The organism is Halomonas sp. TH-94, assembly GCF_057473365.1.
Map to the genome: position 1 here is coordinate 1 of NZ_JBYCKL010000120.1, position 16,825 is coordinate 16,825.

14 protein-coding genes and 1 tRNA gene are annotated in these 16,825 nt (G+C 61.9%); 6 read left to right on the forward strand and 9 right to left on the reverse strand.

Annotated elements, in window-relative coordinates:
• On the forward strand, positions 1–1,379 hold a 1,379-nt coding region (locus tag AC2VNO_RS19890), incomplete at its 5' end, for an NfrA family protein (RefSeq protein WP_486935753.1).
• Positions 1,379–2,254, forward strand: a complete 876-nt coding sequence (locus tag AC2VNO_RS19895) for a DUF4434 domain-containing protein (protein WP_486935754.1) — start codon at positions 1,379–1,381, stop codon at positions 2,252–2,254. The genes AC2VNO_RS19890 and AC2VNO_RS19895, both read left to right, overlap by 1 nt.
• Here the strand turns inward: AC2VNO_RS19895 and AC2VNO_RS19900 are convergent.
• Positions 2,251–3,456, reverse strand: a complete 1,206-nt coding sequence (locus AC2VNO_RS19900; RefSeq protein ID WP_486935755.1) for a BaiN/RdsA family NAD(P)/FAD-dependent oxidoreductase — start codon at positions 3,454–3,456, stop codon at positions 2,251–2,253. The two genes, AC2VNO_RS19895 and AC2VNO_RS19900, sit on opposite strands and share 4 nt — an antisense overlap.
• A gap of 156 nt (positions 3,457–3,612) precedes the next feature.
• Between AC2VNO_RS19900 and AC2VNO_RS19905 the strand changes: the two genes are divergently transcribed.
• The 3 genes from AC2VNO_RS19905 (at position 3,613) to AC2VNO_RS19915 (ending at position 9,071) form a co-directional block, all read left to right on the forward strand.
• Positions 3,613–4,581: a Bug family tripartite tricarboxylate transporter substrate binding protein gene (locus tag AC2VNO_RS19905; RefSeq protein ID WP_486935756.1), complete on the forward strand. Its 969-nt coding sequence runs from the start codon at positions 3,613–3,615 to the stop codon at positions 4,579–4,581.
• Between the two features lie 273 nt (positions 4,582–4,854).
• Positions 4,855–5,955 carry an efflux RND transporter periplasmic adaptor subunit gene (locus tag AC2VNO_RS19910; protein WP_486935757.1) on the forward strand — a complete coding sequence of 367 codons (1,101 nt, stop codon included), beginning with the start codon at positions 4,855–4,857 and terminating at the stop codon, positions 5,953–5,955.
• Entirely contained in the window at positions 5,955–9,071 is a 3,117-nt protein-coding gene (locus tag AC2VNO_RS19915) for an efflux RND transporter permease subunit (RefSeq protein ID WP_486935758.1), read from the forward strand. The genes AC2VNO_RS19910 and AC2VNO_RS19915 overlap by 1 nt, the downstream gene beginning before the upstream one ends.
• 316 nt (positions 9,072–9,387) lie before the next feature.
• On the opposite strand, the gene AC2VNO_RS19920 is transcribed toward AC2VNO_RS19915, so the two are convergent.
• The 8 genes from AC2VNO_RS19920 to AC2VNO_RS19955 form a co-directional block, all read right to left on the reverse strand.
• Entirely contained in the window at positions 9,388–9,813 is a 426-nt protein-coding gene (locus AC2VNO_RS19920; RefSeq protein WP_486935759.1) for a DUF3617 domain-containing protein, read from the reverse strand.
• 118 nt (positions 9,814–9,931) lie between these two features.
• A complete protein-coding gene (locus tag AC2VNO_RS19925) occupies positions 9,932–11,851 on the reverse strand; it encodes a putative bifunctional diguanylate cyclase/phosphodiesterase (protein WP_486935760.1) in 1,920 nt (639 codons plus the stop codon).
• A gap of 806 nt (positions 11,852–12,657) precedes the next feature.
• Positions 12,658–12,745: transfer RNA gene (locus AC2VNO_RS19930), tRNA-Ser, on the reverse strand.
• A 103-nt stretch (positions 12,746–12,848) separates the two neighbouring features.
• Positions 12,849–13,352 (reverse strand): YiiD C-terminal domain-containing protein, encoded by a 504-nt coding sequence (locus tag AC2VNO_RS19935; protein WP_486935761.1) that lies wholly within the window; start codon positions 13,350–13,352, stop codon positions 12,849–12,851.
• A gap of 4 nt (positions 13,353–13,356) precedes the next feature.
• Positions 13,357–13,917, reverse strand: coding sequence for a nitroreductase family protein (locus AC2VNO_RS19940; RefSeq protein WP_486935762.1), 561 nt, complete (start codon positions 13,915–13,917; stop codon positions 13,357–13,359).
• A gap of 119 nt (positions 13,918–14,036) precedes the next feature.
• A complete protein-coding gene (gene queF, locus AC2VNO_RS19945; protein WP_486935763.1) occupies positions 14,037–14,870 on the reverse strand; it encodes an NADPH-dependent 7-cyano-7-deazaguanine reductase QueF in 834 nt (277 codons plus the stop codon).
• Positions 14,867–15,640, reverse strand: a complete 774-nt coding sequence (locus tag AC2VNO_RS19950) for an ABC transporter permease (RefSeq protein WP_228578377.1) — start codon at positions 15,638–15,640, stop codon at positions 14,867–14,869. The genes queF and AC2VNO_RS19950 overlap by 4 nt, the downstream gene beginning before the upstream one ends.
• Positions 15,637–16,599, reverse strand: coding sequence for an ABC transporter ATP-binding protein (locus AC2VNO_RS19955; protein WP_486935764.1), 963 nt, complete (start codon positions 16,597–16,599; stop codon positions 15,637–15,639). The genes AC2VNO_RS19950 and AC2VNO_RS19955 overlap by 4 nt, the downstream gene beginning before the upstream one ends.
• A 9-nt stretch (positions 16,600–16,608) precedes the next feature.
• Between AC2VNO_RS19955 and AC2VNO_RS19960 the strand changes: the two genes are divergently transcribed.
• Positions 16,609–16,825 (forward strand): hypothetical protein (locus AC2VNO_RS19960; protein WP_486935765.1); only part of this gene is annotated, 217 nt, incomplete at its 3' end.

Genomic DNA, 16,825 nt, shown 5'->3' on the forward strand with positions numbered 1-16,825 from the left:
CCGGCGACGCCCCGGCGGCCTATTCGCTATGGCAAACACTCGCACCCGAGACACTCGACTCAACCGCAGCCATGGCCGCCGCACGCAGTGCCGTGGCCGTAGGCGAAACAGCTCAGGCAGAGCACTTTTGGACGCATGGCGAACCGCAGCATGGCGATGACTGGCAGACAGGCGCCGACATTGCGCTCGCCCTCGGCGACACCGAAGCCGCCTGGCGACGTCAACGCCAAGCCCTGGAACACGAGCCTCAAGCGGAACGCTACTACGCCGCTGCGGCCACCGCTCGCACCTTGGGCGACGAAGCGCAGGCCAATGCCTGGCTGGCAGAGGCAGCCGAGCTGGCGCCCGACAATCCGATCTATCGGCTCGACCACGCACTGCGCCTGGCCAGCAGCGATGACGAGGTACAGCGCCAACACGCCCTTCCCTTGCTGGAGCGCAGCCTGGCGGCCTACCCCGAAAACCATCAGCTGCGCGAGACCCTGGCGGCGCGCCATATCGAAGCGGGAGACAATCCGGCTGCACGACAGCGGCTGCGTGAAGGCATCGACCTGGTGCACCGGCCCCTCCACGTGGGTGACGAGACGCCTGCCGAACTGATCCAGAGACGCTACCAGATGCGGCGTCAACACGAGACCCTGTCAAGGCGCAACCGAGTGTCGCTGACAGCCACGTCGTCCCCCGCCGCGGTTACGGCAACCGAGCGGAACCACCGTCGACAGAGCACATCCACCCTCACCTGGGATCATGCCCTGGGCGATGAGCCGATTCGCGACGGACGCCAGCTCGCCCTGTTCGGGCGTGTGCAGCATAGCGGCTCGCTGGGAAGCAACGACCGTTTGGGCACCGGTGTCGGCCTGCGAGCCAAGCCGTTCGCTGACCGGAACGTGAACTTCAGCACTGAGCTCTACCACGAACAGGGTATTCACGGTGGCGATACGGACGATACGCGTACCGAACCGCTGCTGCGCATGATGGCCAGCTTTCTCGATCAGGGCAACTACCGTAACGATTGGCGTACCGACGAGGCCCACTGGCAGGAACGCTCCCTCTATACTGACTTGGCATGGTGGACGCGCTCAGGCAACAAGAGCGCCCTAGCGCGCTATCGCCATGGTCAGGCTTACACGCTGCCAGTGGAAAGCCCACAGACGCTGATGCCTTACATCATGGCCCAAGCCAGCGCCAGCGAGGAGGAGCGCTGGGAGCACGATACGCGGGTCGGTGTCGGGCTACGTTGGCAGCGCTGGTTCGACGAGGATAGCTACAACGCCTATCGCGGCAACGTCGCCCTGCGCGTGGAGTACCAACATTCCCTGAGCGGCGAGCTGCACGATAACGAAGGCGGCTTCATGGCCGGCCTGGAGGTCAATTTTTGATGCGAATCTTGACGATGACGCTGGCATTCCTGTTGGCGCTGTCGGCACATGCCGACGAGCACCTGTTCTATCAGCCGCATAACAGTGATGCCGCTCTCAGTGAGAGCGAGTGGCAAACGCTCTGGCGCAGTACGGTGGAGCACGGTGTGGAAACCCTGATCGTGCAGTGGACGCGCCATGGCGACGACGACTTCGGCGGTAGCGATGGGTGGCTGGCGGTTACTCTGCGTGCCGCCCAGCGGGAAGGCCTGGGGTTGATTCTCGGGCTGCGCCACGATCCGGAGTATTACAACATACTCCCTGACGACCAGCGCTTCGCCAGCTACTGGTATCAGCAGTCGAGCCACGGCCTGGCCCAGCATGAAGCGCTGGGGGAATGGGGTCTCGATGTCGAGGGTTGGTACATGCCGCTCGAACTCGACGACTATCTGTTCGAAAATCCGGCTACCCGAAGAGAGCTCGAAACCCAGTTGAGGTCGCTGGCCTCGCGTCTCGACCGCCCGCTGCATATCAGCGCTTTCACGGGGGGGATTCTCTCTCCCGATGTGTATGCCCGCTGGCTGGGTGAGCTCGCGGATGCCGGCATACAGGTGTGGTGGCAGGACGGCCACGGCACCCAGGCACTGCCCCTCCCGGTCAGAGAGGCCTACGCCGAAGCGCTGGACTGCCGCATCGGCATCGTACGAGAGGCGTTCGTTCAGATCAGCGAGCCCGACGCCCCCTTCCAGGCCATTCCTGGCGAGCCGGCCCAGGCCCCCGCCTGCCATCCAAGCGCCGTGTTCTCGCTGCGCTATCGCCCTTGGGCCGATATGCTGCGGTCAAACTCGAGCGACAGCGCGCTCAGTGCCGCAGCCCCGGCCAGGCAGCGCCGCTAAAGTGATTGGCCACAGGCCACACCCGATGCCCAGGCCCACTGGAAGTTGTAGCCGCCGAGTTCACCGGTCACGTCGAGGACCTCACCTATGAAGCGCAGCTGAGGCAGACCCTCGACGCTGAAGTCCTTCGACGAGATCGCAGCGGTATCGACGCCACCCAGCGTCACCTCGGCGGTGCGCCAGCCCTCGGTGCCGGCGGGCTTGAGCCGCCAGGCCCCCAAGCGGGCCTGCCAGGATTCGATTCGCGTATTGGAAAGCTCGGCCAATGGCGGGTCCTCGCCGTGCCACTCGACCAGCGCCTGGGCCAAACGTCGGGGCAGCCGCTCACCAAGCCAGGTGGAGAGCTGGCGGCGCGGCGTGGTAGCGCGAGCCTGCGCCAGGGCGCCGGCGATCTCGCACCCGGGCAACAGATCGATCTCGAGTTCGTCGCCGGGCTGCCAGTAGCTGGATATCTGCAACATGCCCGGACCGGAAAGGCCGCGGTGGGTGAACAGCATCGGCTCGCGATAGCGACGCTCGCGCCCCGGGCCCAATCGCTGATCGTCACGCACGACGCCGACCGCCACCTCACAGCTCACTCCGGCTAGCTCGGCCGACCGTTCTTTCCACTGCGAGGTCAAGGTGAACGGCACCAGCGCCGGGCGCGTCTGCGTGACTGCCAGACCGAACTGGCGAGCGACGTCATAGCCGAAACCGGTGGCTCCCATGGTAGGAATGGAGAGTCCACCGGTGGCAATCACCACGGCTCCGGTATCGAATCTCCCGCCAGATGTGATGAGCCGCATGCCCTCCCCTATGCGCTCGATCCGCTCCACCGAGGTATGGAGGCGCAGCTCGACACCGGCCCACTCGCACTCGGTCAGCAGTACGTCGAGCATGTCCTTGGCCGAATGGGCGCAGAAAAGCTGCCCTGGCGCCTTTTCCACATAATCCATGCCGTGACGTTCCACCAGCTCGACGAAATGCTCGGGGCGGTAACGCTTCAAGGCTGAAATACAGAAGTGAGGATTGGCAGAGAAGAAGTTGGCCGGACCGGTGGCCAGGTTGGTGAAGTTGCAGCGCCCGCCGCCGGACATCAGGATCTTACGGCCCGGTTTTTTGGCGTGATCGAGCACCAGCACGCGCCGCCCCGCATAGCCGGCGGTGAGGGCACACATCAGCCCGGCCGCACCCGCGCCTATCACTACCACATCCGGTTGCATGCTCCACCTACGCCGCTTGGGGTTGCCACTCCTGAGGGCTGCGCATTCTAGCAGCAGAAATGAAACAAGCCCATGGCGGTCAAGCAGTGTTTCGTTAGTGTGCTAGGTTTAACACGCCAACAGAAGAAACTTCATTCCAATAAGTAGAGGCACAAGATGACGTATCCGAAGAAGGCAATCGCTGTCAGTACCGCTATCGCATCTGCGCTGATATGGGGGGTAAGTGGTGTACAGGCGGATGACTTTCCCAGCCAACCCTTGACCATGGTGATCGGCTTCGGCGCAGGCGGCAGCACCGATATACAAGGCCGTGTACTGGCCAATGTACTGGAAGAGGAGCTCGGCCAGCCGGTCAATGTGGTGAACCAGCCCGGTGCCGGTATGGGGGTTGCCCTGACCCGCCTGACCAATAACGACGACGAGGGCTACACCTTTCTCTATGGGCCTTCCTCACCGCTGACGTTTGCCCCGCTGGCGATGGACACCGACTACGAACTCGACGACTTTCGTTACGTAGCCGGCGTTTCTCTGGCACAGGCAGGGTTCGTGACAGGTGAAGACCGGCCGTTCGGCGACAGCTGGGAAGAGCTTGTCGAGTATGCCCGCGAAAACCCGGGGCTGAGCTACGCTACCCAAACTGCCCAGGATCGGCTCATCATTGAGTACATTGCCGAACAGGAGGAGCTCGACCTGCGCATCGTGCCCACCGAAGGGGGAGCCGGCATGGCCCCCTTGATTCTCTCCGGCGATGTCGATTTCGCCTACAGCGGCGGCACCCATTCTGGCTACGCCGACAGCGGTGAAATGCCGGTACTGCTGAGTCTTGCCGCGGATCGTCTGGTAGCCTTTCCCGATGCCCCCACCTTGGTCGAAGCCGGCTATGAAATCACTCCGGGGGACATCCTGATGGCAGTCTTGCCGCACGGCGTACCCGACGAACGGGCCGAGCGTCTTGCCCAGGCCATGGAGGCCGCCACTCGCGATGAGCGCTTCATCGAAGTTACCGAAGAGCGCCTGCTATTGCCGGTACAATACATGGATGAGGGGGAGCTCACCGATACGCTTCACGAGCAGCGCGACGCCTTCGCAGCGTTGATCGATGAAATGGGTGACATCGAGGAGTAACCAATCTGGCCGGCTCCCAAAGCCGGCCCTGTCGTTGCTGCTGCTTGCTCAACGGTATCCCACTGTCATTCCCACCCACCCCCATAGCCTAATCCTGCCTACCCGCTGAGAGCCCCGCCTCCGACATCATCCCACCTGTGTACAATCATTGTATAATTATATACGCTAGGCGTTTTCGCATTGTTGTCACACTTGCAGCACCAAGAATAAGTAGCCTGATAAAGGATGCCAGGATGGCACCCTCTCATGCCGCCAAAATGACAAGAGCCACCCATGACCATATCGCGCAATTCTTTTTCTGGGGCCTGGCGCTGGCTGGCGCCGCTCTGCGTTCTGCTGATCGTGTCGCTACCGCTGGCCGCCCAGGACCGCACCTCCGTCATCGGCGCCCGAGCCGAAGTCCAGCCTTGGTCCGACCCGCTTGAAGCACTGGGCACCCTGCGTGCCGACGAGAGCGTAACGCTATCGGCTACGGTAACGGAGATCGTCGCCGAGCTGAACTTTAGCGACGGCGAGGCGGTAGAGGCCGGCCAACTGCTTATTCGCCTGGAAGACGGTGAAGTACAGGCCCAGCTGCGCGCCGCCCAGGCCCTGCGTGACGAGCGCCGTAGCGCCGTCGACCGCTTTAGCCAACTGCAGAACCGAAACATGGCGCCTCGCGCCGACGTGGAAGACAGCCAAGCCCGACTGCGCCAGGTGGAAGCGGACATTCAGGGGCTCGAAGCGCGGCTGGGCAATTACCAGCTACGCGCTCCCTTCGACGGCGTTGTCGGGTTTCGCAATATCAGTGTCGGCAGTCTGGTCACCCCTGGCACCGAACTGGTCACCCTCGACAAGCTTGACGTCATGAAGCTCGACTTCAGCGTGCCGGAGCTTCACCTGGCGATACTCGAACCAGGCCTGGCGCTCTCGGCACGCAGCGTGGCCTTCCCCGATGAGATATTCGAGGGCGAGGTGAGCAGCATCGGCTCGCGGGTCGACCCGGTCAGCCGCAGCGTGACGATTCGTGCCGAAATCGACAATCCTGAGCTGCGCCTTCGCCCTGGCATGCTGATGGAAGTGGTCCTGCAACGCAGTCCGCGCCAGGCCGTTGTCGTCCCCGAATCGGCATTGATCCCCAGTGGAGACCGTCAGTACGTGCTGGTGATCGACGAGGCCGACGAGAACCGCGTGGAACGTCGCGAAGTGCGCGTCGGCGAGCGGCGCATCGGTCAGGCCGAGGTGCGCGAAGGGCTGGAGCCCGATGAACTGGTGGTCTCCCATGGCGTCCAGCGTGCCAGAGAAGGCGATCGCGTGAAGCTCCTGGGGGTCGCCAGCGATGAATCATCGATTCGCGAAATTCTCGAAGCGCATCGCGACGAGGGTGACACCTGATGCGCCTGTCCGACATTGCCGTCCAGCGCCCGGTACTGGCTACGGTACTCGCCTTGCTGATCGTCGCCTTCGGCCTGCTCTCGCTGGAACGGCTCTCGCTGCAGGAGTACCCCGCCATCGACCCGCCGGTGGTGAGTATCGACACCCGCTATCCTGGCGCGGCGGCCAACGTGGTCGAATCGCGCATCACCCAGGTACTGGAGGATCGCATTGCCGGTATCGAGGGTATCGAAGTCGTAACCTCCTCCAGCGAAGATGGACGTTCGCGGATCAACATCGAATTCAATCTCGGCATGGACATCGACGCTGCCGCCAACGACGTGCGTGACCGCATTGCCGGCGCCCAGCGCAACCTGCCCGACGACGCCGACCCGCCGGAAGTGCAGAAGGCCGACTCCAGCGAAGAAATCGTGGTGTGGCTGAGCCTCTCCGGCGAAGGCTACTCCATGCCGGAACTGACCGACTACGCCAACCGCTACCTCGTCGACCGCCTCTCGGTACAGCCCGGCGTGGCCCGGGTACGCCTGGGCGGCGGGCGCGACTATGCGATGCGCGTGTGGCTCGACCGCAACGCCCTGGCGGCGCGCAACTTGACGGTCAGCGACGTGGAGAACGCCCTGCGCGCCGAGAACGTGGAGCTTCCCGCCGGCTCCATCGAATCCCGCGAGCGACAATTCATCGTTCGTCTGCCGCGCAGTTTCGCCGTGGCGGAGGACTTCCAGCGGCTGGCCATCGACCAGGGTAGCGACGGTTATTTGATCCGGCTGGGGGATGTCGCCCGAGTGGAAGTGGGTTCGGTGGACGACCGCTCCGTATTCCGCGCCAACGGCGTACCGATGGTGGGACTGGGGATCATGATGCAGTCCACCGCCAACGTGCTGGAGCTCTCCCAGGGGGTCCAGGCGCAGATGGATCGGCTACAGGCTACCCTGCCCGAGGGCATGGAGCTGAGCCTCAACTTCGACGCCTCGGTGTTCGTGGCCGGCGCCATCGAGCAGGTGGTGCTGACGCTGTTCATCGCCATGGGGCTGGTGGTGGTGGTGATCTTCATGTTCCTCGGCAACGTGCGCACTACCCTGGTGCCGGCGGTGACGGTTCCCATTGCCATCATCGGCTCGTTCATCGCGCTCGCCGTCATGGGGTTCTCGATCAATCTGCTCACCCTGCTGGCATTGGTATTGGCCATCGGTCTGATCGTCGACGATGCCATCGTGGTGCTCGAGAACATCAACCGGCGCATGCACGACTACGGCGAAACGCCACTGGTGGCGGCGTTTCGCGGTACCCGGCAAATCGCCTTCGCCGTGATTGCCACCACCCTGGTGCTGATCGCGGTCTTCGTGCCGCTGAGCTTTCTGCAGGGCAACGTGGGCCGCCTGTTCTCCGAGTTCGCCTTGACCATGGCGGCGGCAGTGGCCATCTCCAGCCTGCTCGCACTCACTCTGACACCGATGATGGCCTCGAAGATTCTCAAGCCCAACATGGGGGACAGCTGGACGGCCCGCGGCGTGCAGTGGCTGCTCGAACTGTCGCAGCGTATCTATCGTATGCTTCTCGAGGCAGTGCTCAAGGCACGCCTGGCGGTGCTGGCCGTCTTCGCCGTGCTGATAGCGGCAACCCTCTGGATGGCGGAGCAATTGCCCAATGAATACACCCCCCAGGAGGATCGGGGTAATTTCATCATCCTGGTCAACGGCCCCGAAGGCGCCACGTTCGACTACATCATGGATTACATGGACGAGATCGAGCTGCGCCTGCAGCCGCTGCTGGACTCGGGCGAACTCGAGCGCGTGGTGATCCGCGCACCGCGTGGGTTCGGCAATATCGAGAACTACAACAGCGGCTTCGCCATCATCAACATGGCCGATTGGGGAAGCCGCCGCAGCGCCTGGGAGATAATGGACGAGGTACGCGGAGTTCTGGCCGACCTTCCCGGGATACAGGCCAGCCCGGTAATGCGCCAGGGATTCGGCCAGCGCGTGCAGAAGCCGGTGCAGTTCGTGCTGGGCGGCGGAACCTACGAGCAGCTCGCCGAGTGGCGCGATCTGATGTTTGATCACATTCGTGAGCACAACCCGCGCCTGGCGGGCCTGGAGAGCGACTACCGCGAAACGCAGCCACAGCTGCGCGTGGACATCGACTACGAGCGAGCGGCGTCACTCGGGGTCACGGTGACCGAGATCGGCCGTACCCTGGAGGTGCTGCTGGGCGGGCGCAACGTGACGCGCTACGTGGACGACGGAGAGGAGTACGACGTCATTCTCGAAGGCGACCGTGCCAGGCAGAACAGCCCCCGCGCCCTGGACAATATACAAGTACGCTCGGCGCGCTCGGGCGAGCTGATCCCTATGGCCAGCCTGGTGACACTGACCGACTATGCCGGAGCCAGTACGCTGAACCGCTTCAACCGCATTCGCTCCATCACCATCGAAGCCAATCTGGTGGATGGCTATCCGTTGGGCGAAGCACTGGAGTATCTGGAGCAGACGGCCAACGAGATTCTCCCGCCCGAGGCACAAACCAACGTGGCCGGCCCTTCCCGCGACTATCGCGAGGCCAGCGGTGCCACCACCTTCCTGCTGGTGCTGGGTGCGCTGGTGGTATTCCTGGTGCTGGCGGCTCAGTTCGAGAGCTTCGTACACCCCTTCGTGATCATGCTCACCGTGCCCTTGGCCATGAGCGGCGCACTACTCGGCCTGTTGCTCACCGGGCAGTCGCTCAACATCTACAGCCAGGTCGGACTCGTCATGCTGATCGGCCTTGCCGCCAAGAACGGTATTCTCATCGTCGAATTCGCCAACCAGTTGCGCGACCAGGGCCTGGCCTTTCGCGATGCCCTGCTCGAGGCCGCCGTGACGCGCCTGCGCCCGATCCTGATGACGGCGGTCACCACCATGGCCGGCGCCATTCCGCTGATTCTCTCCACCGGTGCCGGTGCCGAATCGCGCATGGTGATCGGCACGGTAATCATGGCAGGCGTGGCCGCGGCCACCTTCTTCACACTGTTCGTGGTGCCGGTGGCCTACGATCTGCTGGCGCGCCATACCGGCTCCCCAGGCGATGTGAAGCAGCGGCTGGAAGCCGAAATGGCGACAAGCCGCGATCGCCGATCCTGAGCCCCCAATGACCCAGCATCTGGATGGCTAGCGGCAGCCATCGTAGATGTCGGCAACTGGGACGCTACTGCCTAGTTGCTCTTGCTCACCAATCGAAATGGCTGCCGCTATCGAAGGGCATTTGCCAGCCGCATCAGCATGGTTGCGACAACCTCAGGATCGAGCGGCGCTACAGCATCGACAAGGCACTTTTCGGCATCGGCAACGATTGCAGAGGCTGCCGCCAGCGCCCGATCGCCAGCGGGCGTCCGGTCGGCTGAAAGACGAAAGGCCACCCCATGGGGTGGCCTCGGCGTCTCATGACATCGGGCAGCGATCAGCAGTCGCCGAGCCGCTCACCCTCAATGGCAGTCTCCAGGCGCATCTGGCCCATCGGAGAATCGGTATCGATGTTCACGCTGCCTTCGACCCGCTCACCCAGGAAGTCCATGCGGCCGTCGATGTTGGCCTCGCCACCTTCGGCATGGCAGACCATGCGGTAGTCGACTCCGTCGGCGGAAACATTGTGCTCCAGCAGTTCACATCCTTCCTCGACTTCCAGGAACTGGAAATCGGCATCGTCGAGATCGCCCTGTACGATGCACTCCTGATGGCTTTCCGTCTGGTCGGGAATCGGCACGTCGCCCTTGACGGAAGTGGTGCTGGTGAATTGCCACTGGCCCGGCACGATGTTGGGCGCATCCGACAGCGCTGTCAGCGGAAACATCAGCACGGCAGCGGCTAGCAAAGGGCGTAAGGACATGAAACTCTCCGTTGTGTAATGGCAAGGCTGAGGAAGCGAATCTTCCGGCAACATGTACGAGCCAGCTTAACCCAGCGGCGACAGGAAATGGAGGGAGCACAGTGACCAGGCTCCGTGATCACATAGGGAGATAGCTGCCACGCCCTTCCAGCTTCAGGTCCTGCATCGCCTGTGGGCGGCCGAAGAGATACCCTTGGAACATCTTACAGCCATGCTCGAGCAACCAGCGATGCTGGGCCTCGTTCTCGACACCCTCTGCGGTGATTTCCAGTCCGAGACTCTGCGCCAGGGTAATCGTCGTGTTCACGATTGCCGCATCGACGGGATCCTCGAGCACTCCGTTGATGAACGACTTGTCGATCTTCAGCCCATGCAAGGGCAACCTCTTGAGATAATTGAGCGAAGAGAAGCCGGTACCGAAATCGTCCAAGGCAAAACGAATACCGACCTTGCTGAGACGCAACATGATGTCACGCACTCGCTGCGGGTCTTCCATCAGCAAGCTTTCGGTGACTTCCAGAATCAATCGCGCCGGGTTGGCGCCGGTCATCTCCAGAGTGTGCTGCACTCGTGCAATGAAATCCGTTTGATGAAACTGAACCGAGCTGACGTTGACCGCAATGGATAGCCACTCCTTGTCACACTCCTCGGACCAAGCCGCCAACTGTTGGCAAGCCGTTTCGAGTACCCAATAGCCGATGGGCAGGATCAAGCGGTTCTTCTCCGCCAAGGGTATGAAAAGTGCAGGCGGTACCAGGCCACGTCCGGGGTGGTTCCAGCGGATCAAGGCCTCGACGCCGGTAACCCTTGAGTGATCGTCCACTTGCACCTGATAGTGAAGGCACAGCTCGTTGCGCGCCAGCGCCTGGTGCAGATCGGATTCGAGAAAGACTCGTTCCATCACGTCGGCTTGCATCTCGGCATTGAAGAAGCGCAGCGTGTTTCCCCCAGCCGCCTTGGCCTGTTGCAGGGCAATGTCCGCCTGGCGCATGGCGGTATCGACGTTGGCTGTGCCATCGGCGAAAAGCGCGATGCCGATGCTGGCCGTGACGGGTAGTGTCATCAGCCGATCGTCCTCGGCCTGTGCACTCATTATCTGTCCCAGCAGCTTCTCGCCCACTCGCTCGGTGGCATGGGCCGCCTGCTCCACATCCAATCCCAGGTCGTGTATGAGCAAGACGAATTCATCGGCCCCCAGCCGCGCCAGGGTATCACTTTCTCGCACGACATCTTCGAGGCGCTGCGCCACCCTTTGCAGCAACCTGTCGCCGCTGTAGAGCCCCTGGGTCTCGTTGATGACCTTGAAGTCATCGAGGTCAATGAACAGCAACGCAGCGTAGCGCTCGCTACGCCGAGTCCCCTTGACGACCATTTCGAGACGATCCAGCAGCAAACGACGGTTGGGCAGCCCGGTCAACGGATCGTAGAACGTAAGGCGATATTTGCTCTCCTGGATATCACGATACTCGGTCACATCGGTGGCAATCCCGCACAGTGCACGCACCGAGCCATCGCCTGCATATAAAGGAAGCTTGATCGACAGATAGGTGTTGATGGCATCGCCTTCACCGAAAAGATGCCCCTCCTCCGCCACGACCTTTTCACCCTGCTCCAGTACCCGGCGATCATTGAAGCGAAGATCCGCGGCCATGTTGGAGTCAAAGAAGTCGCTATCGGTTTTGCCAAGAATCGACTCGGTCGGCAAGCCGATGACCTCGGCCGCCTTGCGGTTGACATATTGGTAACGAAAATCGGTAGACTTGACGAAAATACAAGCGTCGACGCCATCGAGAATGGTAGCCAGCTCTTCCCGACTGGCACGCATACGATGCGTTTCATTTATCAGCCGACGGCGGTAGACCAAGCCGGTCATCACCAGGACGAGAGCGAGTACTACAGCCAAGGCAACACCACCCCAGCCGGGAACCGGAGGCATCGTGCCGTTCGCGGCAGCAGCAAAAGTGGTCGAAGGCAAGGCAGTCGCCAAACCGGCAATGGCTGCAAGGCGCACGATGGCTAGCCAGTCAGAGTTCGGCATGCCGTCACCTATTGGAAGGATACGTCAAGTTATAGCAGACAAACCTAAAGTTTCCGAAAAATACATACTTAACGTAAGCGCAGCCACAATGAAAGAGCCCGGCCTTGCGGCCGGGCTGATCTTTGCTTCCGTGCAACTCTCACGACCGTCCTGGTCGAGCTTCCTTGGATCTTGCATCATCCTGATGCGCTCTTCCCTGTCGAGAGCCTCCTGCTCATGGAATCAGCATGGCAGCTTTGTTGGAAAACGCAGTTAACCTGGGATATGCCCTGTTGTAGGAAATTGCCGACAAAGCTTGTAGTGTTTTCACTTACTGTAAACGGCTTACCATTTCTCCTTCTCTGCCTAACCCACTGAAACAATTATTCTTACTCAGCTGTTTAAAGCGTATGCCACCTTTCTCGAGACGATGACACGTTTCATCCACTCAGCAGCCAGATGAAAAAAAGAAAGCCCGGCCTTTCGGCCGGGCTGAATCTTCGCTTCCCTACATCCTCCTTGAGCGTTCCGTTGCTCAAGCATCCCTGGTCTGAGTCATCCTGACGCGTTCTTCCCTGATGAGCCTCCCTGGCTCATGTAGCTAGTCTGGCAGCCGAGATGCCCCATGTATCTAACCTGGGATAAGCGGCCGTGTACGAGATCAGCGACAAATCGTGTAATGCCGACCCTACTTCGAATCGCCAGCTGCATGGAAGCCCGTCCGGCAACACGTGAACGACTTGCCCATGCACTGGGCGGCAGCCACACCGGTCGGGAGTCGACGAAACAAAAAACCCGGCTCGATGAGCCGGGTTTTTCGGAATCTGTGGCGGAGAGGGAGGGATTCGAACCCTCGAAGCCTTTCGACTTACACACTTTCCAGGCGTGCTCCTTCGACCACTCGGACACCTCTCCACATTGCGGTTCTTTCACCGGGGCAGCGCCCTTGTGCGTCAGAACGGCGCAAAGTCTAACGGCTTAAGTGCGCGTTTGCAAGCCGGTTTTCGGCGTCACCACTTCATGCAGCGGGCAGCACGGCGTAGTCGCCGCGGGCTTCCAGGCACAGGGTGTCGCCACACCAGAGCCGCTGTGTCAGGCCAATCCGCCCCCGCCCGCGGTTCGCCAGGCGCTCTGCCAAAAGCCCGGGGCCCTGCTCGCTCTCAGGCGTACAGACGACGCGGTAGTCACCGGTAACCGGCGCCAGAAAACGCTGGCTGGCCTCGGCCACCACGACATCACGTGCAACGCCGCGCCGGCGCAGCCACAGGGTGGTCCAGCACCAACCCAGCAACGTGGTCTGGGCGGTGAGTGCGCCTCCAAAGCCGGTGCCCTTGTCGTTGAGATTGGGGGCCAGCGCAAGCTCCCATATCAGCCGCTCATCTTCCCAATGCATCTCGCGGATGCCCAGGTGCTCGACCATGGGGATCGCTTCCGCCAGCCAGGCGAGAAACGCCTGTGGCTCGTCGTACTGACCGGGTTTCGGCAAAGGGAGGCGTGGATGCGGTAGGCCGATTTCTCGCATCGTCTCAGTCCCAGCGTTCGACGAAGTCGCTGATTCGATGTTCGGCAATGGGCTTGTGCCGGCCGGCTAGCTGACCTACATAGATGAAGGCGATCAACTCATCGTCTTCATCGAGGCCAAGCCCTTTGCGTACGGTGGGGTCGAAGGCGTACTTGCCGCTGCGCCACATGGCGCCGAGACCCAGAGCGTGAGCGGCGAGCAGTATGCCATGGGCAGCACAGCCGGCGGAGATCACCTGCTCGATCCTGGGCACCTTGGGCACGTCGGGGGTGACCTTGGCAATTACGGCGATAACCATGGGAGCGCGCTGCGGCTTCTTGCGTACGGCATCGAGCGCCGCGTCCGCAATGTCTGGATCCTCGCGATACTCGGCCTCGGCGAAGAGCTCGCCCAGCCGCTCGAGGCCTTCACCTGAGAACTCGATGAAGCGCCAGGGCCGAAGTTCCTTGTGGTCCGGCGCTCTGAGTGCGGCGCGATAGATCGCTTCCAGCTGCTCGGGGCCGGGTGCCGGGCCCATCAACTTGCCCATCGAACTGCGCTGGTGCAGAAGGTTTATTGCGTCCATACCACTCCCCTTACGGAAACACTGCACAAGTGTCTGCGCGCGCGAATCAACGAAAAAGATCGACCAAACTCTACCAACTGCTTCGCTTGCTGTCGTGCCGGCCTGCTATTCCGACTGACCTACTGTCTCGACAAGCGAAGGGGCTCGGGCGGGCGCTCGCCGGGGGTAGCACGCCAGGGGCTGATGTCGAGCCCGCCGCGGCGTACGTAGCGCGCCAGCACCAGCAACCGCTCGGGTCGCGCCTTGGCCATCAGATCCATGAAGATGTGTTCCACGCAGTGCTCGTGGAAGTCCTGATGCTGACGGTAGCCGATCAGGTAACGCAGCAGGCCTTCGCGGTCGAGCTTGGAGCCGCGGTAGCGAATCAGCACGCTACCCCAATCGGGCTGGCCGGTCACCGGACAGTTGGACTTGAGCAGGTGCGAGTAGAGCGTCTCCTCGACGACCTCGTCCCCGACGACGAGATGCTCGACGCTGGGCGTGTAGGCATCGATATCGATGTCGAGTTCATCGAGGCACTCCCCGGGCAGTCGACATACGTCGAGGGTCGCGTCGTCGACGTCGAACAGCGCCACCGCGACCGGCGCCCCGGCGGCCTGCGCCAGATCGCGCTCGAGGGTCTGGATGACTCGCTCGCGGCTGTCGAAGCGGGTCTGGTTGAAGCTATTGAGGTAGAGCTTCCACGATTTCGATTCGATCAGGTTGGGCGACTCCGCCGACAGGCGGAATCGCGCCACGGCGACCAGCGGCTTACCGCGTGCATTGAGCCAGCTGACCTCGAAGGCGTGCCACTCGTCCTCACCGACGAAGGGAAGCCTACCCTCCGCAATACCCAGCGGTGAGCGATTTGCGGCGCGTGAGATGGGATAAAGCAGCCCGGCATCGTAGTGCTCGGGGTAGGCGGACTCGCGCCCCAGCGGGGCATGTTCGAGCGTATCGGGACGGTGACTCATGAACGTATTCCTTTACCGCGCTCGAGCATCCACAAGGCGATGGCGAAGAGCACGATGATGAAAGCGAAGATGGCGGCCAGCGCCCAGCCTACCGGTATGTCGGATACCCCCAGGAAACCGTGACGGAACACGTTGACCATATAGAGAATGGGGTTGAGCAGCGAGGCGTTCTGCCAGAAGGTCGGCAGCAGCGAGATAGAGTAGAACACACCGCCCAGATAGGTCAGCGGCGTGAGCACGAAGGTAGGCACGATGGAGACGTCATCGAACTTGTCGGCCAGCAGCGCGTTGATGAAACCGCCGATGGAGAACAGCGCCGCGGTAAGCACCACGACCCCTACGGTGAGCAGCGGATGCTCCACGCTGATGCGTGTGAAGAACAGCGACACGATGGTGACGATCGCCCCGACCCCTAACCCTCGCGCCATGCCACCTAGCACGAAGCCGGTGAGGATTACCCAGTTGGGCATCGGCGAAACCATCATCTCTTCCACGCTGCGCTGAAACTTGTTGGAGAAGAAGCTCGACGCCACGTTGGAGTAGCTGTTGGTAATCACTGCCATCATGATCAGCCCGGGGACGATGAAGTCCATGTAGCTGAAGCCGTCCATCTCACCGATACGCGGGCCGATCAGGCTACCGAAGATGATGAAGTACATGGCCATGGTGATAGAGGGCGGCAGTAGCGTCTGCGGCCAGATGCGCGTGAAGCGCTTGATCTCCTTGATGACCAGGGTATACAAGGCGATGGCGACCTGGGTGGCGTTCATTTGCCTGCCTCCGCCTGTGCGGCCTCGCGGCGCTCGTCGTTGCCCTGCTCCACCATGGAGACGAACATCTCCTCGAGCCGGTTCGCCCGGTTGCGCATCGAGACGACTTCGATGCCCTGGCTGCCCAGGGCACCGAATACGTCATTGAGTCGCTGGCCACGATGTACCACCACGGACAGCTGGGCGCTCTCGACCCTGTTAACCTCGAAGCCCTCTATATGCGGCACATCGGTAACGGGATGAGCCAGGTCGAGTAGGAAGGTCTCGGTATCGAGTTCGGCGAGCAGCTCGCGCACGCTGGTGTTCCGCACGATCTCGCCATGGTTGATGATCGCCACGTTGCGACAGAGGCTCTCGGCCTCCTCGAGATAGTGAGTGGTAAGGATGATGGTGGTGCCCTCATCACGGTTGATGCGGCGCATGTACTCCCACATGCTGCGGCGCAATTCGATATCGACCCCGGCGGTGGGCTCGTCGAGAATCAATAACTTGGGACGATGCATCAGCGCCCGGGCGATCATCAGCCGACGCTTCATGCCGCCGGAGAGCATCCGAGCACTACCGTTGCGCTTGTCCCACAGCCCGAGGTCGCGGAGTAGCGTTTCGGCGCGTGGCAGTGCCTCGCGACGCGGCATGCCGTAGTAGCCCGCCTGCGCCAGCACGATGTCGAGCACCTTTTCGAACTGGTTGAAGTTGAATTCTTGAGGCACCACGCCAAGGTGATACTTGGCGCGAGCAAAATCGCGATCGATGTCGATGCCGAAGATCGAGACCTGCCCGGCGGTTTTCTGCACCAGCGAACACACCACGCCCAAGGTGGTGGACTTGCCGGCCCCGTTGGGGCCCAGCAGCGCGAAGAAATCGCCCTGCTCCACGTCGAGGTCGATGCCCTTCAGGGCGTGGAAGCCGTTGCCGTAGACCTTGGTCAGGCCACGTATCGACAGCGCCGGTTCGGCCATGAGACATCCTTGCGTTGGATGGGAAAGGAGTTCAGAACATTAGGGCGCGAAGGTTTTTTTCAAGTCGCGGCCGGGAAAAACGCAGAAAGCCTCGCCCTGGGCAAGGTAATCAATTCTTTTAGGGGGGAGAAACTGGAGCGGGAAAGGAGATTCGACGGTCCGGCGTCCCGGCTTCCGGCCCGAGCCTTGGCATTTTGGACGATGGAGAGAAAACTGGAGCGGGAAA